Genomic DNA, 19,696 nt, shown 5'->3' with positions numbered 1-19,696 from the left:
AAAGGCGCGAAGCCGCGCCTTCGCCTGGCGGAATCAGGCCACCTGGCGGTCGACCACGACACCGTGCTCGGCGGCGAGGCGGTGCAGGTCGTCCAGCTCGCCCTGCTCCACCTCGGCCAGGAACTCGTCTCCGGTCTCCAGGGCACGGTGCAGGTCGGACTCGGCATTCCGTATGCGCTGCATGATTCCGGTGGTGAATGCGTCCATGAGGCGCCCCCTCGTCGTCGTCGGTGGCACAAGGTGGTCTGTCTGCTCTGGGCGATCACTGTGAGCGCGAACGGGTACGCGCGAGGTGTGGGTCGTGACCGCGGGGTTGCCCTCGTCTTCCCCTGCCTCGGCGGAACGGAAACCTCCTCATGTCGGAGAAATTTGCCGAAGGCCTCACGGCCGCCCCGCCGGGCCTTCTCCCGCGCTCCCGCCATGGCCGCTTACCGGTGTTTTATGGGCATCCAAGGCAGGATGGAGGGACACCCAGTCTGTTTTCGTGGAAGGAACCTGCCCCGTGCGCGTACTCGTCGTCGAGGACGAGCAGCTGCTCGCCGATGCCGTGGCCACCGGCCTGCGCCGGGAGGCCATGGCCGTCGATGTCGTCTACGACGGCGCCGCCGCCCTTGAGCGCATCGGGGTCAACGACTACGACGTGGTGGTGCTCGACCGCGACCTGCCCGTGGTCCACGGCGACGAGGTGTGCCGCAAGCTGGTCGGCCTCGGGCTGCCCACCCGGGTCCTGATGCTGACCGCCGCGGGCGACGTCAGCGACCGGGTGGAGGGCCTGGAGCTCGGCGCCGACGACTACCTGCCCAAGCCGTTCGCGTTCAGCGAGCTGACCGCACGGGTGCGCGCCCTGGGCCGCCGCACCAGCGTGCCGCTGCCGCCGGTGCTGGAGCGGGCCGGGATCAAGCTGGACCCGAACCGGCGCGAGGTCTTCCGGGACGGCAAGGAGGTGCACCTGGCGCCCAAGGAATTCGCGGTGCTGGAGGTGCTGCTGCGCAGCGAGGGCTCGGTGGTCTCGGCCGAGCAGCTGCTGGAGAAGGCGTGGGACGAGAACACCGACCCGTTCACCAATGTGGTGCGGGTGACGGTGATGACGCTGCGCCGCAAACTCGGCGAGCCCGCCGTCATCGTGACGGTGCCCGGCTCCGGATACCGGATCTGATCAACCATGGCCGTCTCCTCCTCCCCCGCACCGGGGCCTGCGCCCGCGGCTCCGCCCAAGCCGACGTGGGCCCCCCGTCCGCCCGAGCAGCACAGGCCGCCCTGGCTGCGCCCGACCATCCGCATCCGGCTCACGGTGCTGTACGGCGGGATGTTCCTGATCGCGGGCATCCTGCTGCTGCTGATCAACTATCTGCTCGACGCCGAGGCGATGCACCAGGCCAGCTCGCTGCCGTTCCGGATCACCGCCGGAACCCTGCGGGTGACCACGGACGCCTGTCCCAACCTGCCCGTCAACGCGGGGCCCGACGAGTTCACCAACGCGCTCAACGACTGCATGCGGCAGCAGCGCGAGCTGGCCCTGACCCATCTGCTGCGGCAGTCGCTGCTGGCGCTGCTGGGCCTGACCGTGGTCGCGTTCGCCTTCGGCTATGTGATGGCCGGGCGGGTGCTGGCGCCGCTCGGCCGGATCATGCGTACCGCCCGCGCGGTGGCCGGCTCCGACCTGTCCCGGCGGATCGAGCTGGACGGCCCGGACGACGAGCTCAAGGAACTGGCCGACACCTTCGACGACATGCTCCAGCGGCTTGAGCGGTCCTTCGAGTCACAGCGCCGCTTCGTCTCCAACGCCTCCCACGAGCTGCGCACCCCGCTGGCGATCAACCGCACCCTGCTGGAGGTGCAGCTCGCCGACCCCGACGCCTCGCCCGATCTGCAACAGCTGGGCAAGACGCTGCTGGCCACCAATCTGCGCAGCGAGCAACTGGTGGAAGGGCTCTTGCTGCTCGCCCGCAGCGACAACGAGGTGGTGGAGCGCAAACCAGTCGATCTGGCCGAGGCGGCCTCCCAGGCGGTCGACCAGACCCGCGCCGAGGCCGTCACCAAGGGCGTGACCCTGCGCAGCGAGCACCTGGAGGCCGCGGTGGTGCGCGGCAGCGGCGTGCTGCTGGAGCGGATCGCGCTGAACCTGGTGCAGAACGCGGTGCGCTACAACGTGCCGGACGGCTGGGTGGAGGTCACCACGGGCACCGAGGACGGTCAGGCCGTGCTGACGGTCGCCAACACCGGCCCGGTGGTCCCGGCCTACGAGCTGGACAACATCTTCGAGCCGTTCCGCAGGCTGCGCACCGAGCGCACCCACAGCGACAAGGGCGTCGGTCTCGGCCTGTCGATCGTCCGCTCGGTGGCCCGGGCGCACGGCGGCGCGATCACCGCCACGCCCCGGGACGGCGGCGGGCTGGTGATGCGGGTCGCCATCCCGCTGGGATCTGCCGGGTGACCTGCGGGGTAACCCGTTCGGGCGGTACTGTGCGACGCGCCCGGAACCCGTTCGCTTCGGGCGGAATTTTCTGATCTGTCCGGCCGTTTGGGCCCCTGTGACCGATCGCACATGCGATTTCGGTCATGTATACGCTGAGTGATCACTTCACCTGCGTAAAAAGCCGAAAAATCCATGTTTCCGCAGGTCATGATCACGGGAAGTACACGTGACGGCGTGACTGAAGTGCGACATTCGGACCGTGTTCGGTCCTGATAGACAGCCCACCCGATCACCTCTTCGGGGGTGCGGTTGGGTGTCGATTGAGTAACAGGCCTTGATGTGAGGCAAAATCTCCGCCTCGGGTCGGGCACAAGACCGGCCCCTCGCGCGTTACGTGCGCTGGAGATACCGCAAACACCCAGAGGGGGAGAGCGCCATGGCAACCGACTACGACACGCCACGCAAGACCGATGACGACGTCAACGAAGACAGCATCGAGGAACTGAAGGCCCGGCGGAACGACAAGTCGACGTCCACCGTGGACATCGACGAGTTCGAGCAGGCCGAGGGCCTTGAACTGCCCGGCGCTGACCTCTCCAACGAGGAGCTCTCGGTGCGGGTGCTGCCGCGCCAGGCGGACGAGTTCACCTGCATGAGCTGCTTCCTGGTGCACCACCGCAGCCAGCTGGCCGAGGAGAAGAACGGCCAGCCGATCTGCCGCGACTGCGCGGCCTGACGGCCGGGGTAGCCGTGGCGGGCCCCGTACCGTTCCGGAAGAAGGGCAAGGTCGGCGCTCCGGCGGCACATGACGGCGAGCGAGGCTTCGCTGACCGGCGGCGCGCCGTGCCACCCGACAGGGCGGCGGTGAGCGCCCGGCGCGAGGCCTCGCTCGTGCGTCGCGTGGGCAGCGGCGCGCGGGCTGGCGCCACACTGCTCGCCGAGCGGCTGATCGACGTCGCGCCACGGATCCCGGTACGTGACCTGGCCACGCTGCGGGCCCAGTTCCCCGGCCTAGGCCCGGAGGAGATCGCCGACCGGCTGGTCGTCGGGGCGACCACCGGTACCGCCGCCGTCGGCGCGGGCGTCGGCGCCGCTGCGATGCTCCCGGTGCCGCCCGCCGTGACCGCCGAGCTGGCGGCCGAGACGCTGGCGGTGGCGGTCGTGGAGTTCAAGCTCATCGCCGAGTTGCACGAGGTCTACGGCGTGCCCGCGACCGGTACGGTCCGCCAGCGCGCCGCCGCCTACCTCGGCGCGTGGACCACGCAGCGCGGCATAGAGATCACCAGACCGTCCTCGGTCAATGTCGCGCTCAGCGGCCAGATGAAGCGCGAGTTGCGCCAGCGGATCGTCAAGCGCACCGCGCGCCACCTGCCTGCGATCACGCCCTTCATGATCGGCGCGACGGTGGGCGCCGTCCTGAACCGTCGCGACACCGGCAGGCTCGCCCAGCGGGTCCGCGCCGACCTACGGCAACGGCAGATCCCCTGGGACGCCATGGACACGCCTAGCGGGCCCTGACCGCCTCCAGCGCCGCGGCCAGCCGCTCCGGCGACCGGGTGGACAGATACAGGTACGGCGTCGGGTCCTGCGGATCGGTGACCTCGACCTTCAACGCGGTCGGCACATAGCTGCGCAGCAGCATGAAGGCCCGCATGTCGGCCTTGTACGTGCGCCACGCCCGGGCCTCCTCGGCGTCCAGCGCCACGGCCTCGCCCAGCGCCTCCACCGGAATCCTGGCATCCCCAGCCACCAGCGAACCGGCCACCACCCGGATCCGCGCCGAACCGTAGGAACTGACCAACGCCAGGAACAGCGCCGTCGCCCCGACGAAGACACCGAGCAGCGGCAGCGTCCCGAACGGCAGCGCGATCAGCGCGGCTCCGATCCCGCCGACCACGGCGAGGAACCACCAGGAGCGCGGCACGGTGAGGCGTTCGTCGTAAGGCTGCATGGCAACAGCTTGACATGCGCGGCTATGAACGCGTTCGGCCACTCTTGCCACCGCGGACGGGAACGCTCCGCTCCGGTACGCGATGGGCGATTCGATCTGCTGTGCGCACTGTACGGATTCCGCACCCGCAGGAGGGTAGGGTTCGGGCCGTGAGTGCAGCTACAGGATCCGACCGCGGCGTCGCCGCCGCGCTGGCGCCACCGCCCGACGCGACCCCACCGGTCCGCCACCCCGAGGCCCCCGCACCGGGCACGCTGCTCGGGGCGCACTACGACCAGTGCTTCGGCTGCGGCGAGGACCAGCCGCACGGACTGCACCTTCAGGCACGGGCCGGTGAGGGGGTCACCGTCACCGCCGAGTTCACCGTGCGCCCCGCCCACCAGGGCGCGCCCGGGCTCGCGCACGGCGGGGTGCTGACGCTGGCGCTGGACGAGACGCTGGGCTCGCTGAACTGGCTGCTGCGGGTCATCGCGGTCACCGGCCGCCTGGAGACCGACTTCCTGCGTCCTGTTCCGGTCGGCGCCACGCTGCACCTGCAGGCGCACTGCACGGGTGTGGCGGGCCGCAAGATCTACGGTTCCGCCGTCGGCCGGATAGGCGGCCCCGACGGGCCGGTGGCGGTACGCGCCGACGCCGTCTTCGTAGAGGTGAAGCTCGAGCACTTCACCAAGCACGGCCGCCCCCAGGAGATCAACGCCGCCCTCGCCGACCCCGACCAGGTCAAGGTCGCCCGCGCCTTCGAGGTGAACCCGTGAGCGCCGCCGCACGCCAGCCGGTGGACGTACTGATCCGCCGCGTCGACCCCGAGGTACCGATCCCGTCCTACGGCCACCCAGGCGACGCGGGCGTCGACCTGGTGACCACCGAGGCCGCCGAACTGGCCCCCGGCGAGCGGATGGTGCTGCCCACCGGCATCGCCATCGCGCTGCCCGACGGGTACGCCGCGTTCGTCCACCCGCGTTCGGGCCTCGCCGCCCGATGTGGTGTCTCCATGGTGAATACGCCCGGGACGGTGGATGCCGGGTACCGTGGGGAGATCAAGGTGATTGTGGTCAACCTGGACCCGCGCGAGAGCGTACGGTTCGAGCGGTTCGACCGGATCGCCCAGCTGGTCGTCCAGCAGGTCGAGAAGGTCCGCTTCCACGAGGTCGCGGAGCTGCCCGGCTCTGCGAGGGCCGATGGGGGCTTCGGTTCCACTGGGGGACATGCCTCGGTGGCGGGGTCGGCGGCTCGCACGACGGGTTCAACGATCGGTAAGGGCTACGCTTCGGTCGCCGCAGACCGGGAAGGACAGTGACCGTGTTCCGTCGTCGCCGCAAGGAGCGCGAAGACGCCCTCGACGGGCTCGCCGAAGAGGCGGGTCCGGACGAGACGACACAGGACGCCGACGCGTCAGAGGAGCCGGAGGAGTCCCGGCGCTACAACCTGCCGCCAGCCCCGCGTCCGGACGGACCGTGGGACATCAGCGAGGTCAGCAACCCCGCCGAGGGCAGGGTCGACCTCGGCGGGCTGTTCGTGCCCGGCGTGGAGGGCATGGAGCTGCGGGTGGAGGTGGCGGGCGACGCGATCGTCGCCGCGACCGTCGTGCTCCAGGACAGCGCCATCCAACTGCAGGCGTTCGCCGCGCCCAAGTCCGAGGGGATCTGGGGCGAGGTGCGCGATGAGATCGCTTCCGGGATCACCCAGCAGGGCGGGGTCATCGACGAGGTCGAGGGTCCGCTCGGCTGGGAGCTGCGGGCGCAGGTCCCGGTGCAGTTGCCGGACGGCACCAACGGTGTGCAGTTGGTGCGCTTCGTCGGCTGTGACGGTCCGCGCTGGTTCCTGCGCGGTGTGATCTCCGGTCAGGGCGCGGTGCACCCGCAGGCCGCCGGTGTGCTGGAGCAGATCTTCCGGGACACCGTGGTCAACCGCGGCGACTCGCCGATGGCGCCGCGCGACCCCGTCGTGCTGAAGCTGCCCGACGACGCCCAGATGATGCCGGAGGGGCTCCAGGACCACGCGGCCCAGGGCAAGTTCTCCGACGGCATCGACCCGATGCGGCGCGGTCCGGAGATCACGGAAGTCCGGTAGCCAGGGGGCGTTCGGGGGCTTGCCCCGAGGAAGAGGCACCCCCGCCTGCGGCCGCGAGGCCGCTGAGGATCGCGATTCAGACGCGGTTGGGTAACGCCTTCAAAACGCAAGAAAACCGGTGGTACGACCTGTGAAAACAGGTCCGGACCACCGGTTTTTCTTGTGCGTATGGAAGTCGTCAAGGGCGCGACGAAGGGCGTAAGGGAGACGTCAACGAGGCTCGCGTTCGAGGGATCCGCGGTTTCACTCGACGTTGTCCGAAATCCGATCCCGAAATAGGAGCACGCGATGGCCGACTTGGCCTTCGTCCTCACCACTCTCGCGACCTTCGCGCTGGTGGCTCTGGTCGCCAAGGGGGTTACGAAGCTGTGAGCGCCGAGAACATCACCGGCCTCATCGTGGCCGTCGCCCTGCTGGGTTACCTGGTCCTCGCCCTCATCTACCCGGAGAGGTTCTGAGCGTCCATATGAGCCCGATACTCGCAGACGTGCTCCAGGTCTCCGCGCTGATCGCGGCGCTCGCCCTGGTGTATGTGCCCCTCGGCGACTACATGGCCGGGGTCTACAGCTCCAAGAAGCACCTGCGCGTGGAGCGCTGGATCTACCGCTCCATCGGCGCCAACCCCGACACCGAGATGCGCTGGCCCGCCTATCTGCGCGGCGTCCTGGCGTTCTCGCTGGTCAGCGTCCTGTTCCTCTACCTGCTGCAGCGGGTCCAGAACCACCTGCCCGGGTCGCTCGGCTTCGCCGCCGTCACCCCGCAGCAGGCGTTCAACACCGCCGCCTCCTTCGTCACCAACACCAACTGGCAGTCGTACTCCGGCGAGACCACGATGGGCCACGTCGTGCAGACCGGTGGTCTGGCGGTGCAGAACTTCGTGTCCGCGGCCGTCGGCATCGCGGTGGCCGTCGCGCTGGTCCGGGGCTTCGCCCGGTCGCGCACCGGTGAACTGGGCAACTTCTGGTCCGACCTGGTGCGCACCACCGTGCGGATCCTGCTGCCGGGTGCGTTCATCGCCGCGATCGTGCTGGTTGCCTGCGGTGCCATCCAGGACTTCGGCAACTGGCACGCCATGACCACCCTCACCGGTGGCTCCCAGGGCATGCCGGTCGGCCAGGTCGCCTCGCAGGAGGCGATCAAGGAACTGGGCACCAACGGCGGTGGCTTCTTCAACGCCAACTCGGCCCACCCGTTCGAGAACCCGAACGCCTTCACCAACCTCTTCGAGATCTTCCTGATCCTGGTCATCCCGTTCGCGCTCACCCGCACCTTCGGCAAGCTGGTCGGCAGTGTGAAGCAGGGCTACGCGATCCTGGCCGCGATGTTCGTGATCTGGCTGGGCTTCGTGGTGCTGATGACCTGGTCGGAGTTCGCCCACCCGGGCGCCGCGCTGCATGCCGCGGGCGGTGCGATGGAGGGCAAGGAGCAGCGCTTCGGCGTCGGCGGCTCCTCGCTGTTCGCCGTCAGCACGACGCTGACCTCGACCGGTGCGGTGGACTCCTTCCACTCCTCGTTCAGCGCCTTCGGCGGCGGTATCGCGCTGCTGAGCATGATGCTGGGCGAGATCGCGCCGGGCGGTACCGGTTCCGGCCTCTACGGCATGCTGATCATGGCGATCATCGCGGTGTTCATCGCCGGTCTGATGGTCGGCCGCACCCCCGAGTACCTGGGGAAGAAGATCGGCGGCCGTGAGATCAAGTTCGCCGCGTGCTACATCCTGATCACCCCCGCGGTGGCACTGATCTTCACCGCGCTGGCGATGGCCCTGCCGACCCCCATCCACTCGGCGGCCAACCCGGGCCCGCACGGTTTCTCCGAGGTGCTGTACGCGTACACCTCCGCGGCCAACAACAACGGTTCGGCCTTCGCGGGCCTGAACGCCAACACCGACTGGTACAACACCACGACCGGCCTCGCGGTCATCCTGGGCCGCTTCCTGCCGATGGTGTTCGTCCTGGCGCTGGCCGGCTCGCTCGCCGAGCAGCGTCCGGTCCCGGAGACCGCTGGCACCCTGCGCACCGAGAAGCCGCTGTTCGCCGGGCTGCTGGTGGGCACGGTGATCATCGTCACCGGTCTGACGTACTTCCCGGCGCTGGCGCTGGGCCCGATCGCTGAGGGGCTGTCATGACCAGCGGCGACATAAAGACTTCTGTCGAGGAACCCATGTCCACTACCGCATCTTCCCAGGGGATACCCCCCGGACCCCCAGCCGAAGGGCCGGGCGAACCGCAACGCGGGCCGGAAGCCCAGGCCCAGAGCGAGTCCGGGGCGGGCCGCGTAGGAGCCGGTGCGTTCGAGCCGAAGGCGCTGCTGAAGTCGCTGCCGGACGCGATACGCAAGCTCGACCCGAGGGTGATGGTCAAGTCGCCCGTCATGTTCGTGGTCGAGATCGGCTCCGTGCTCACCACGATCCTGTCCATCGCCCACCCCGGCGACTGGTTCGGCTGGGCGATCGCCGCCTGGCTGTGGCTGACGGTGATCTTCGCCAACCTGGCGGAGGCGGTCGCCGAGGGCCGCGGCAAGGCGCAGGCCGACACCCTGCGCAAGGCCAAGACCGACACCGTCGCGCGCCGCCTCAACGGCGACGCCGAGGAGAGCGTCCCCGGCACCCAACTGCGCGTCGGCGACCTGGTCGTCTGCGAGGCGGGCGACATCATCCCCGGCGACGGTGACGTGGTCGAGGGCGTGGCCAGCGTCGACGAGTCGGCGATCACCGGTGAGTCGGCCCCGGTCATCCGTGAGTCGGGTGGTGACCGCTGCGCGGTCACCGGCGGTACCAAGGTGCTGTCCGACCGGATCGTCATCAAGATCACGACGAAGCCGGGCGAGACCTTCATCGACCGCATGATCAGCCTGGTCGAGGGCGCGGCGCGGCAGAAGACGCCGAACGAGATCGCGCTCAACATCCTGCTGGCCTCGCTGACCATCGTCTTCCTGCTGGCGGTCGTCACCCTCCAGCCCTTCGCGATCTACGCGAAGGCGGAGCAGTCGATGATCGTGCTGGTCGCCCTGCTGGTCTGCCTGATCCCGACCACCATCGGCGCGCTGCTGTCCGCGATCGGCATCGCGGGCATGGACCGACTGGTGCAGCGCAACGTACTGGCCATGTCCGGTAGGGCCGTTGAGGCCGCCGGTGACGTCTCCACGCTGCTGCTGGACAAGACCGGCACCATCACCTACGGCAACCGGCAGGCCGCCGAGTTCGTCCCCGTGCGCGGCACCACCGCGGCCGAGGTGGCGGACGCCGCCCAGCTCTCCTCGCTCGCCGACGAGACGCCCGAGGGTCGCTCGATCGTGGTGCTCGCCAAGGAGAAGTACGGGCTGCGCGAGCGCCACCAGGGCGAACTGGTCGGTGCGGAGTGGATCGAGTTCACCGCGCAGACCCGCATGTCCGGTGTGGACATCACCGACGCGGGCCATTCGCGCAAGGTCCGCAAGGGCGCGACCGGTTCGGTGATCGCCTGGGTCACCGAGCGCGGCGGCACCGTCGCCGAGGACGCCCAGCAGTTGACCGACACCATCTCCCAGGCGGGCGGCACCCCGCTGCTGGTGGCGGTCGAAGACGCCGAGGGCGCACGGGTGTTGGGCGTCATCCACCTCAAGGACGTGGTCAAGCACGGCATGCGCGAGCGCTTCGACGAGCTGCGCCGGATGGGCATCAAGACCGTGATGATCACCGGTGACAACCCGCTGACCGCCGCCGCGATCGCCGAGGAGGCGGGGGTGGACGACTTCCTCGCGGAGGCGACTCCCGAGGACAAGATGGCGCTGATCAAGCGGGAGCAGTCGGGCGGCAAGCTGGTCGCGATGACCGGTGACGGCACCAACGACGCGCCCGCGCTGGCCCAGGCCGATGTGGGCGTGGCGATGAACACCGGTACCTCGGCCGCCAAGGAGGCCGGGAACATGGTGGACCTGGACTCCAACCCCACCAAGCTCATCGAGATCGTGGAGATCGGCAAGCAACTGCTGATCACCCGGGGCGCGTTGACGACCTTCTCCATCGCCAACGACGTGGCGAAGTACTTCGCCATCATCCCCGCCATGTTCGCGGTCGCGTACCCGGGCCTGGACAAACTCAACATCATGGCGCTGCACAGCCCGCAGTCAGCGATCCTGTCGGCGATCATCTTCAACGCGCTGATCATCGTCGCCCTGGTGCCGCTCGCCCTCAAGGGCGTGCGGTACCGGCCGATGAGCGCCGACCGGATGCTCCGGCGGAACCTCGCCATCTACGGTGTCGGCGGCCTGATCGCCCCGTTCATCGGCATCAAGATCATCGACATGCTCATTACTCTGATCCCCGGGATCGGGTGACCCCGCCATGAACAACTCCTTCCGTAACAGCGCCCGGTTGGCATGGGCCGCGCTGCGCGCGCTGCTCGTACTGACCGTGGTGACCGGTGTGATCTACCCGCTCGCCGTGTGGGGCGTCGCCCAGGCCGCCTTCAACGGCAAGGCCAACGGCTCCCAGGTGAAGGTCGACGGCAAGGTCGTCGGCTCCAGCCTGCTCGGCCAGAACTTCAACCTGCCGAAGAAGAACCCCAGCGACGCCAACGAGACCGCCCAGCCGGACCCCAAGTGGTTCCAGCCACGGCCCTCGGCGGCCGGCACCGACGGCTACGACACCACCGCCTCCGGTGCCTCCAACCTCGGTCCGAGCAACCCGAAGTTGGTGCAGACGGTCAACGACCGGCGCAAGCAGGTCGCCGAGTTCAACGGGGTCTCGCCGTCCCAGGTTCCGGTCGACGCGGTGACCGCCAGCGGTTCGGGTCTGGATCCGGACATCTCGCCAGAATACGCCAAGCTCCAGGTCGACCGGGTCGCCAAGGCCCGCCACCTGGACCCGGCCAAGGTGGCCAAGCTGGTCGCCGACCACACCGACGGCCGCCAACTCGGCTTCCTCGGCGAGCCGACGGTCAACGTGCTGGAACTGAACATCGCCCTCCAGCAACTCGCGGGCTGACCACCCGTTTCACCCGAACCACCCGTGTGCCGAACTCGCGTCGGCCACCGGGTGGTTCGCTTTTTCTGTGCCGAACCGGTGTTTAGCGCGGAGGCGTTCGTTAATGGCGTGTCAGTAGCCTGTTATCGCGGCGTATGGGACATGCGGCGCTTGTTGTGCGGGGCGGCGCATGCCGATTGGATGGACGTTGTGAACAGCGGAATGCGCCATGATGACCGACCCCCGAGTACCGGGGCTGCGTCGGTCGCGCTCCGTTCGCATGTGACGCGCTGACGCGTCCTCAAGGCGCCCTGATGAGGCGTCGCCTTTCCCTTTCGTGACCGCCGCCCGTTACCGCGGCGGTGCTTTCCCGTACGCATGCCGTCGTGGCGCGTGGATCCGCGCGCTGTGTTGGTGTGCCCTGCCCATGGATTGGACCATGTCCGAAACCGCAAGCACGCCGTTCACCGGCCGCACGGCCCTCGTCACCGGAGCGACCTCCGGGATCGGCTGGGAGACCGCGCGGTCGCTCGCCGAACAGGGCTGCACCGTCATCGTGCACGCCCCCACGGCCGAGTCCGCCAGCGAGGCGATCGACCGGCTGGTCGCGGCGGGCGCCGAACCGCCCCGGCTCTGCCCGGCCGTCGCCGACTTCACCCGCCTAGAAGAGGTGGAGGCGATGGCCCGCCGGATCCGCGACAGCCACCCGCGGCTGGACGTGCTGGTCAACAACGCGGCGGTGGCCGCCCCCGAACGGCACACCCTCACCGCCGACGGCAACGAGATCGCCTTCCAGGTCAACTTCCTCGCCGCCTACCTGCTCACCCGGCGACTCGAAGGGCCGCTCAACGCCTCTCCCAACGGCAGGGTGGTCAACGTCTCCTCCGCGCTGCACCGCACCGCGTCGATCTCCTGGAGCGACCCCAACCGGGCCCGCCGCTACTCCCGGCTGGCCGCCTACGCCCAGTCGCAGCTCGCGCTCACCGTCTTCGCCGCCGACTCGGCGGTCAAGGCGGTCAGCGTGCACCCGGGCAACTGCGACACCGCGCTGCTGCCGCTGTACGCGCACGAGGGCGTCCCCGCGGCCGAGGGCGCGGCGCACGTGGTGCGGCTGTGCGACCCGGACACCGAGATCGTCAACGGCGCCTACTACGACCGCTCCGAGCGCGTCGAGCCCGCCTCGGCCGCCACCGAGGAGCGCACCGTCAAGCGCCTGAACAAGCTCGCCGACCAGCTTGTCGGCGCCCACACCTGAACAGGAGAGGCATGTCCAAGCGAGCCCGTAAGAGGAAGGCCCGTAGGAAGAAAGCCGCCAACCACGGCAAGAAGGCCGGTCAGCGCTGACCGGCGAGGCCGACGGCAAGGCCCCGGAGGCGCCGGTACCACGGCGCCTCCGGGGCTTTCGTCATGCGGGGATGACTATCCGAATGAGACTTCGCTCACAAGAGGTTTGACGTAACGAATACATAGATCGGCCAAAACTTTACGCATCCCTAACGCGCTTATCCCTCTTTCGGGTGACCACATGGCCGAATTCATGCCTAGGATCGCTGGCCGTGACAATGCTCCCCAAGCAGTTCCTGCTGGGCCGCCCGCTGCGCACCGCGCAGATGGGAGAGACGCTTCTGGCGAAGCGGCTGGCCCTTCCGGTCTTCTGCAGCGACCCGCTCTCCTCCGTCGCGTACGCCACCGAGGAGATCCTGATGGTGCTGGCGCTCGGCGGCGCCGCCCTGCTCCACCTCGCCTGGTGGGTGGGTGCCGCGATCGTCCTGCTGCTGGTCGTGGTCGTCGCCTCGTACCGGCAGACCTGCTACGCGTACCCAGGCGGTGGCGGCGCCTACGTCGTCAGCTCGGAGAACCTCGGCCCCACGGCGGCGTTGACCGCGGCCAGCGCGCTGATGGTCGACTACGTGCTGACCGTCGCGGTGTCGGTGGTGGCCGGTGTGGCCGCCATCACCTCCGCCTTCCCGGGGTTGAGCAAGCACGCGGTGCTGCTCCCGCTCGCCTTCGTCGCCCTGCTCACCGTGATGAACCTGCGCGGTATGAAGGAGTCGGGGCGCGCCTTCGCGATACCCACGTACGCCTTCGTGCTGAGCATCTACGTGATGTTCGCGTTCGCCGCCGCCCGCATGCTCATGGGGCACACCATCCGCGCGGAGTCGGCGCACCTTTCCATCCACGCCACCGGCACCTACGCCGGAATCGGCCTGCTCCTGCTGGGACTTCGGGCCTTCGCCTCCGGCTGTACCGCGCTCACCGGTGTCGAGGCGATCAGCAACGGCGTCCCGGCGTTCAAGAAGCCCAAGAGCCGCAACGCCGCCATGACGCTGCTCGTCATGGGCGTGCTGGCGATCACCATGTTCGTCGGCATCACCATCCTGGCGATGGTCTTCCAGGTGCACGTCGCCGATGACCCGACCCAACTCGGCCTGCCCGCGGGCACGTCCACGCCGACCGCGCTGGCGCAGATCGCCAAGGCGGCGTTCGGCAACGTCACCGTGCTGTTCTACTTCGTCCAGGCCGCCACCGCCGCGGTGCTGATCCTGGCCGCGAACACCGCGTTCAACGGCTTCCCGATGCTCGCCTCGATCCTCGCCCAGGACCGGTACCTGCCGCGGCAGTTGCACAACCGGGGCGACCGCCTGGTCTTCTCCAACGGCGTGGTGCTGCTGGCACTGGCCGCCGCGGGTCTGATCGTGGCCTTCGACGCCGACCTCAGCGAGATCATCCAGCTCTACATCATCGGCGTCTTCGTCTCCTTCACCCTGTCCCAGGCGGGCATGGTGCGGCACTGGGGCAGCAAGCTCACCGACGCCACCGACGGCCCGGGCCGCCGCCGGATCCGCAGGTCCCAGGCGATCAACGCGCTGGGCGCCGCGCTCACCGCGCTGGTCCTGGTGATCGTGCTGATCACCAAGTTCGCGCATGGCGCCTGGATCGTCTGCATCGCGATGCCCGCGCTGTTCCTGGCCATGAAGGCGGTGCGCAGGCACTACGAGCGGGTCGCCGAGGAGTTGAAGGTGACTCCCGACGCCCGCCCCGAGCGCCCGTCCCGCAACCACGCCGTGGTGCTGGTCTCCACCATCCACGCCCCCACACTGCGGGCGGTGGGCTACGCCCAGTCGATGCGCCCGGACACCCTGGAGGCGGTCACCGTGGCCGTCGACCCGGCAGCGGCGGAGCGGCTGAACGAGAAGTGGTCGGCGCACGAGATGGGCGTACCGCTGAAGGTGCTGGAGTCCCCGTACCGGGAGATCACCAGGCCGGTGATGGAGTACGTACGCGGCCTGCGCCGGGAGAGCCCGCGCGACGTGGTCACCGTGCTGATCCCGGAGTACGTGCTGGGCCGCTGGTGGGAGCACATCCTGCACAACCAGAGCGCGCTGCGCCTCAAGGCGCGGCTGCTGTTCACCTCCGGCGTGATGGTGATCAGCGTTCCCTACCTGCTGGACTCGGCCCTGCGCCGGGAGGAGCGGTTCGGCCGCACCGCCGCCGGTGAACCGGCTGCGGGGGAGTCGCTGACCAGCGTCTGAGCGGACAGGGGGCGGCCGGTCGGCGCGCGTCGTCAGAATCGCGTCAATACCGTGCCGGACGCCCCCACCTGTCCGTTATGTGGTGAACCCCAGCCGTAAGGTCAGGTGCCAGACCAGTTCACCGCATACGAAGATGGAGCCATGGCACGCGGCAAACTGCGCATCTACCTGGGGGCGGCCCCCGGTGTGGGCAAGACCTACGCGATGCTCTCCGAGGCGCACCGGCGCCTGGAGCGGGGCACGGACGTCGTGGTCGGCCTCGTCGAGCACCACGACCGCCCGCGCACCGAGGTGATGCTGCACGGCCTGGAGTTCGTGCCGCGCCGCGAGATCGAGTACCGCGGCGCCACGTTCACCGAGATGGACGTGGACGCGGTGCTGGCCCGGCGGCCGAAGGTCGCCCTCGTCGACGAGATGGCGCACACCAACATCCCCGGCAGCCGAAACGCCAAGCGGTGGCAGGACATCGAGGAGCTGCTGGAGGCGGGCATCGACGTCGTCTCCACCGTGAACATCCAGCACCTGGAATCACTCGGCGATGTCGTGGAGTCCATCACCGGGGTGCGCCAGCAGGAGACGCTGCCCGACGAGGTGGTGCGCAGGGCCGACCAGATCGAACTGGTCGACATGTCGCCGCAGGCGCTGCGCCGCCGCATGGCGCACGGCAACGTCTACAAGCCGGACAAGGTCGACGCGGCCCTGTCGAACTACTTCCGGCCTGGCAACCTCACCGCGCTGCGCGAACTGGCGCTGCTGTGGGTCGCCGACCGGGTGGACGAGTACCTGCGGCAGTACCGCGCCGAGCACCGGGTCTCCTCCATCTGGCAGGCCCGTGAGCGCATCGTCGTCGGTCTGACCGGCGGCCCCGAGGGCCGCACGCTGATACGCCGGGCCGCCCGGATGGCCGCCAAGGGCTCCGGCGGCGAGATCCTGGCGGTGTACGTCGCCCGGAGCGACGGCCTGGCGGCTGGCTCGCCCAAGGAGCTGGCGGTACAGCGCACCCTCGTGGAAGACCTCGGCGGATCGTTCCACCACGTGGTGGGCGACGACATCCCCACCGCGCTGCTCGACTTCGCCCGAGGCGTCAACGCCACCCAGATCGTGCTCGGCTCCAGCCGCCGCAAGAGCTGGCAGTACATCTTCGGCCCCGGCGTCGGCGCCACCGTGGCCCGCGACTCCGGTCCCGACCTCGACGTGCACATCGTCACCCACGAAGAGGTCGCCAAGGGCCGCGGCCTGCCGATGGCGCGCGGCGCCCGGCTGGGCAAGGGCCGCAAGGCACTGGGCTGGCTGGTCGGCTGCGGCGGCGCGGTACTGCTGACGCTGCTGCTGAACATGGTCCACCCCGGCCTCGGACTCGCCAACGACATGCTGCTGTACCTGTCCCTGACCGTGGCGGCGGCGCTGATCGGCGGCATGCTCCCGGCACTGGCCTCGGCGGCGAGCGGATCGCTGCTGCTGAACTACTACTTCACGCCGCCGATCCACACCCTGACCATCAACGACCCGCACAACATCGTCGCCGAGGTGGTCTTCGTCGCGGTGGCCATATCGGTCGCCTCGGTGGTCGACCTGGCCGCCCGCCGCACCCACCAGGCGGCCCGGCTGCGCGCGGAGGCGGAGATACTGTCGCTGCTCGCGGGCAGCGTGCTGCGCGGCGAGTCCTCGCTGGACGCGCTGCTGGAGCGGGTCAGGGAGACCTTCGCCATGGAGTCGGTGGCACTGCTGGAGCGGGCCGACGAGTACGGGCCGTGGACCTGCGCGGGCAGCGTCGGCCCGACCCCGTGCGGCCGACCGGACGACGCCGACGTCGAGGTGCCGGTCGGCGACCACATGTCGCTGGCGCTCACCGGCCGGGTGCTGCCCGCCGAGGACCGCCGACTTCTCTCCGCGTTCGCCGCGCAGGCCGCGGGCATCCTGGACCGCCAGCGCCTGCTGGGCGAGGCCGAGCAGGCCAGGGAGCTCGCCGAGGGCAACCGGATCCGCACCGCGCTGCTCGCCGCCGTCTCCCACGACCTGCGCACCCCGCTGGCCGCCATCAAGGCCGCCGTCTCCTCGCTGCGCTCCGACGACGTGGCCTGGTCGCCCGAGGACGAGGCCGAACTCCTCGAAGGCATCGAGGACGGCGCCGACAAACTCGACCACCTGGTCGGCAACCTGCTGGACATGTCCCGGCTGCAGACCGGCACCGTCACCCCGCTGATGCACGAGGTCGACCTGGACGAGGTCGTCCCGATGGCGCTCGGCGGCGTACCGCCGGAGTCGGTCACCCTGGACATCCCCGAGACGCTTCCGATGATCTTCGCCGACCCCGGGCTGCTGGAGCGGGTGGTCGCCAACGTGGTGGAGAACGCGGTCAAGTACAGCCCGCCCGACGAGCGCGTACTGGTCGCGGCCAGCGCCCTCGGCGGCCGGGTCGAACTGCGCGTCGTCGACCGGGGGCCCGGCGTTCCGGAACACGCCAAGGACAGGATCTTCGCGCCCTTCCAGCGGTACGGTGACGCTCCGCGCGGCGCCGGAGTGGGCCTCGGCCTCGCGGTGGCCCGCGGCTTCGCCGAGGCGATGGGCGGCACGCTCGTCGCCGACGACACTCCCGGTGGCGGCCTGACCATGGTCCTCACCCTCCAGGCGGCGGCCACCGCGCAGCCGACCGCCCCCCAGCTTCCGGCGGAGGCCACCTCATGAGTGGCCGCCTCATGACCCGAAAGGCAGGTTCCATGCCGCAGCCCTCCGGCGGGCAGACCCGGCCCCCCGTCAGGGTGCTCGTGGTTGACGACGAGCCGCAGATCGTCCGTGCGCTCGTGATCAACCTGCGGGCCCGCAAGTACGAAGTGGACGCCGCACCCGACGGCGCTACCGCGCTGCAACTGGCGGCGGCCCGCCATCCCGACGTGATCGTGCTCGACCTCGGTCTGCCCGACATGGACGGCGCCGAGGTCATCAAGGGCCTGCGCGGCTGGACCCGGGTGCCGATCATCGTGCTCTCCGCGCGGCAGGCCTCCGACGAGAAGGTCGAGGCGCTGGACGCCGGTGCGGACGACTACGTCACCAAGCCGTTCGGCATGGACGAGCTGCTGGCCCGGTTGCGCGCCGCGGTCCGCCGCTCCCAGCCCACCGGCGACGGGGACGAGGCGGTGCTGGTCGAGACCGACTCGTTCACCGTCGACCTGGCCGCGAAGAAGGTCAACCGGGACGGCGTCGACGTACGCCTCACCCCGACCGAGTGGCACCTGCTGGAGGTCCTGGTGCGCAGCACCGGGCGGCTGGTCAGCCAGAAGCAGCTGCTCCAGGAGGTGTGGGGACCGGCCTACGGCACCGAGACCAACTACCTGCGGGTCTACATGGCGCAGCTGCGCCGCAAGCTGGAGGCCGACCCGGCCCACCCCAAGCACTTCATCACGGAACCTGGGATGGGCTACCGCTTCGAGCCGTGAGTCCGCACCGGCGTCCCCCCGGAAGACCGGCTGCCGCTTCGAGCCGTGGCCGGTATCCAGGTGGCGACCGGTACCCTTCCTGTATGAGTGGAGCCACTCGTCCGGACCGGCCGGCCGGTCGCCTGCGCCGGATCTTCGGTCGTCTCGCCGCCTCCCAGGAGGACGAGCACGCCGAGGACCTGCGCAAGGACACGCCGCCGACCGAATGCACCCGGATAAGGGACTGTCAGGACCGCCAGATCGTCACCGTGGCCGGTACGCTGCGGACGGTCACGCTGCGACCGCGGGCCGGTGTGCCCGCGCTGGAGGCGGAGCTGTTCGACGGCACCGCCCCGCTCGATGTGGTGTGGCTGGGCCGCCGCAGCATCGCCGGGATAGAACCGGGGCGCAAGATCATCGCCTCCGGCCGGATCGCCCAGAACCGCGGTCGGCTGGTGCTGTTCAACCCCAAGTACGAGCTGCGTCCCGTCGGACAGGAGTAGCCGGTGGCGTTCACCAACAAGCGGACCGACCAGCAGGTAGACCAAGGGCAGCGTCCGCACGACGACGCCGCAGCGTCCAAGGCGGCGGCCGACGCGGCGCTGCTGGAGGCGTTCGGCGGCGTGTGGGGCATGGTGGACACCACCGTCCCCGGCCTGGTCTTCGTGGCGGTCTACACCGTCCGGCACGACATCACCGCCTCCGCGGTCGCGGCCCTCGGGCTCACCCTGGTGCTGGCCATCGCCCGGCTGGTCCGCAAGCAGACCCTCAAGCACGCGCTGAGCGGGGTGTTCGGGGTCGCGTTCGGCGCGTTCTTCGCGATGCTCTCCGGCGACGCCAAGAACTTCTACCTGCCGGGCATGCTCTACACGCTCGGCCTGGCGGTGGCGTACGTGGTCTCGGCGCTGGTCCGCTTCCCGCTGATCGGCGTGCTGCTCGGCCCGATCCTGCGGGAGAACCTGTCCTGGCGGACCCGCAACCCCGGCCGCTTCCGGGCGTACACCAAGGCCAGCTGGGCGTGGGGCGGCATCCTGCTGGCCAAGTCGGCGATCCTCTTCCCGCTGTACTGGTGGGGCAACGCCACCCAGCTCGGCTGGGTCAAGGTCGCCCTCGGTATCCCGCCGTTCCTGCTCGCGGTCTACCTGACCTGGATCTTCCTGGCCAAGGCGCCGCCGCCGATCGACGTGATCGCCGAACTGGAGGCGGAAGAGGCCGCCGAGCGCGCCAAGCGGGAGGGCAGGGCCGCCTGACTCGGCGCCCCGAGAGCGAACGGCCCGCAACGGCACCGGCCCCGCAGCGGCCCACCGCCCAGAACGCCGACGGCCGAAGCGCCCGCGCCCAGCACGAAGGGGGTCCGGAACCGAGTGG

Annotated in this window: 20 protein-coding genes; 18 read left to right on the top strand and 2 right to left on the bottom strand. The window is 69.8% G+C overall.

Going from position 1 to position 19,696, the window contains the following annotated elements; genetic code table 11:
- Window positions 1-33: 33 nt before the first annotated feature.
- The gene (locus NON19_RS22960; RefSeq protein ID WP_255930809.1) at window positions 34-207 is read right to left on the bottom strand and encodes a hypothetical protein; all 174 of its coding nucleotides are present in this window, start codon (window positions 205-207) and stop codon (window positions 34-36) included.
- 295 nt (window positions 208-502) lie between these two features.
- Between NON19_RS22960 and NON19_RS22955 the strand changes: the two genes are divergently transcribed.
- The 4 genes from NON19_RS22955 (at window position 503) to NON19_RS22940 (ending at window position 3,934) form a co-directional block, all read left to right on the top strand.
- Window positions 503-1,156, top strand: a complete 654-nt coding sequence (locus tag NON19_RS22955) for a response regulator transcription factor (protein ID WP_255930808.1) — start codon at window positions 503-505, stop codon at window positions 1,154-1,156.
- 6 nt (window positions 1,157-1,162) lie between these two features.
- Window positions 1,163-2,434 (top strand): sensor histidine kinase, encoded by a 1,272-nt coding sequence (locus tag NON19_RS22950; protein ID WP_255930807.1) that lies wholly within the window; start codon window positions 1,163-1,165, stop codon window positions 2,432-2,434.
- A gap of 418 nt (window positions 2,435-2,852) precedes the next feature.
- On the top strand, window positions 2,853-3,152 hold the full coding sequence (locus NON19_RS22945; protein ID WP_255930806.1) for a DUF4193 domain-containing protein: 300 nt from the start codon (window positions 2,853-2,855) through the stop codon (window positions 3,150-3,152).
- A 14-nt stretch (window positions 3,153-3,166) separates the two neighbouring features.
- Window positions 3,167-3,934, top strand: coding sequence for a hypothetical protein (locus tag NON19_RS22940; RefSeq protein WP_255930805.1), 768 nt, complete (start codon window positions 3,167-3,169; stop codon window positions 3,932-3,934).
- Here NON19_RS22940 and NON19_RS22935 read toward each other — a convergent pair.
- Window positions 3,921-4,367 (bottom strand): DUF3093 domain-containing protein, encoded by a 447-nt coding sequence (locus NON19_RS22935; protein WP_255930804.1) that lies wholly within the window; start codon window positions 4,365-4,367, stop codon window positions 3,921-3,923. The genes NON19_RS22940 and NON19_RS22935 overlap by 14 nt on opposite strands.
- A gap of 149 nt (window positions 4,368-4,516) precedes the next feature.
- On the opposite strand from NON19_RS22935, the gene NON19_RS22930 reads away from it, so the two are divergent.
- From NON19_RS22930 to NON19_RS22870, 14 genes are all read left to right on the top strand, one after another.
- Window positions 4,517-5,122: a PaaI family thioesterase gene (locus NON19_RS22930; protein WP_255930803.1), complete on the top strand. Its 606-nt coding sequence runs from the start codon at window positions 4,517-4,519 to the stop codon at window positions 5,120-5,122.
- Window positions 5,119-5,664 (top strand): dUTP diphosphatase, encoded by a 546-nt coding sequence (dut, locus tag NON19_RS22925; protein ID WP_255930802.1) that lies wholly within the window; start codon window positions 5,119-5,121, stop codon window positions 5,662-5,664. Before NON19_RS22930 ends, dut begins: the two co-directional genes overlap by 4 nt.
- A gap of 2 nt (window positions 5,665-5,666) precedes the next feature.
- The gene (locus NON19_RS22920) at window positions 5,667-6,437 is read left to right on the top strand and encodes a DUF3710 domain-containing protein (protein ID WP_255930801.1); all 771 of its coding nucleotides are present in this window, start codon (window positions 5,667-5,669) and stop codon (window positions 6,435-6,437) included.
- Between the two features lie 368 nt (window positions 6,438-6,805).
- A complete protein-coding gene (gene kdpF, locus NON19_RS22915; protein ID WP_255930800.1) occupies window positions 6,806-6,895 on the top strand; it encodes a K(+)-transporting ATPase subunit F in 90 nt (29 codons plus the stop codon).
- An 8-nt stretch (window positions 6,896-6,903) separates the two neighbouring features.
- The gene (gene kdpA / locus NON19_RS22910; protein WP_255930798.1) at window positions 6,904-8,565 is read left to right on the top strand and encodes a potassium-transporting ATPase subunit KdpA; all 1,662 of its coding nucleotides are present in this window, start codon (window positions 6,904-6,906) and stop codon (window positions 8,563-8,565) included.
- 35 nt (window positions 8,566-8,600) lie between these two features.
- Entirely contained in the window at window positions 8,601-10,754 is a 2,154-nt protein-coding gene (gene kdpB / locus NON19_RS22905) for a potassium-transporting ATPase subunit KdpB (RefSeq protein ID WP_255930796.1), read from the top strand.
- Window positions 10,755-10,761: 7 nt separating this feature from the next.
- Window positions 10,762-11,403 (top strand): potassium-transporting ATPase subunit KdpC, encoded by a 642-nt coding sequence (gene kdpC / locus NON19_RS22900; protein ID WP_255930794.1) that lies wholly within the window; start codon window positions 10,762-10,764, stop codon window positions 11,401-11,403.
- A gap of 418 nt (window positions 11,404-11,821) precedes the next feature.
- On the top strand, window positions 11,822-12,637 hold the full coding sequence (locus tag NON19_RS22895; protein ID WP_255930792.1) for an SDR family NAD(P)-dependent oxidoreductase: 816 nt from the start codon (window positions 11,822-11,824) through the stop codon (window positions 12,635-12,637).
- An 11-nt stretch (window positions 12,638-12,648) separates the two neighbouring features.
- A complete protein-coding gene (locus NON19_RS33775) occupies window positions 12,649-12,726 on the top strand; it encodes a 50S ribosomal protein bL37 (protein ID WP_372514240.1) in 78 nt (25 codons plus the stop codon).
- A gap of 218 nt (window positions 12,727-12,944) precedes the next feature.
- A complete protein-coding gene (locus NON19_RS22890; RefSeq protein WP_255930858.1) occupies window positions 12,945-14,915 on the top strand; it encodes an APC family permease in 1,971 nt (656 codons plus the stop codon).
- 141 nt (window positions 14,916-15,056) lie between these two features.
- Complete coding sequence (locus tag NON19_RS22885) at window positions 15,057-17,600, top strand: DUF4118 domain-containing protein (RefSeq protein WP_255930790.1); 2,544 nt, start codon at window positions 15,057-15,059, stop codon at window positions 17,598-17,600.
- 32 nt (window positions 17,601-17,632) lie between these two features.
- Window positions 17,633-18,349, top strand: a complete 717-nt coding sequence (locus NON19_RS22880; protein WP_255930857.1) for a response regulator — start codon at window positions 17,633-17,635, stop codon at window positions 18,347-18,349.
- Between the two features lie 83 nt (window positions 18,350-18,432).
- Window positions 18,433-18,831, top strand: a complete 399-nt coding sequence (locus tag NON19_RS22875) for an OB-fold nucleic acid binding domain-containing protein (protein WP_255930788.1) — start codon at window positions 18,433-18,435, stop codon at window positions 18,829-18,831.
- A gap of 3 nt (window positions 18,832-18,834) precedes the next feature.
- Window positions 18,835-19,578, top strand: a complete 744-nt coding sequence (locus tag NON19_RS22870) for a DUF3159 domain-containing protein (protein WP_255930786.1) — start codon at window positions 18,835-18,837, stop codon at window positions 19,576-19,578.
- Window positions 19,579-19,696: the final 118 nt, after the last annotated feature.

Source organism: Streptantibioticus rubrisoli (assembly GCF_024436055.1).
GTDB lineage: Bacteria > Actinomycetota > Actinomycetes > Streptomycetales > Streptomycetaceae > Streptantibioticus_A > Streptantibioticus_A rubrisoli.
This window is presented reverse-complemented; position numbering and strand designations above follow the sequence as displayed.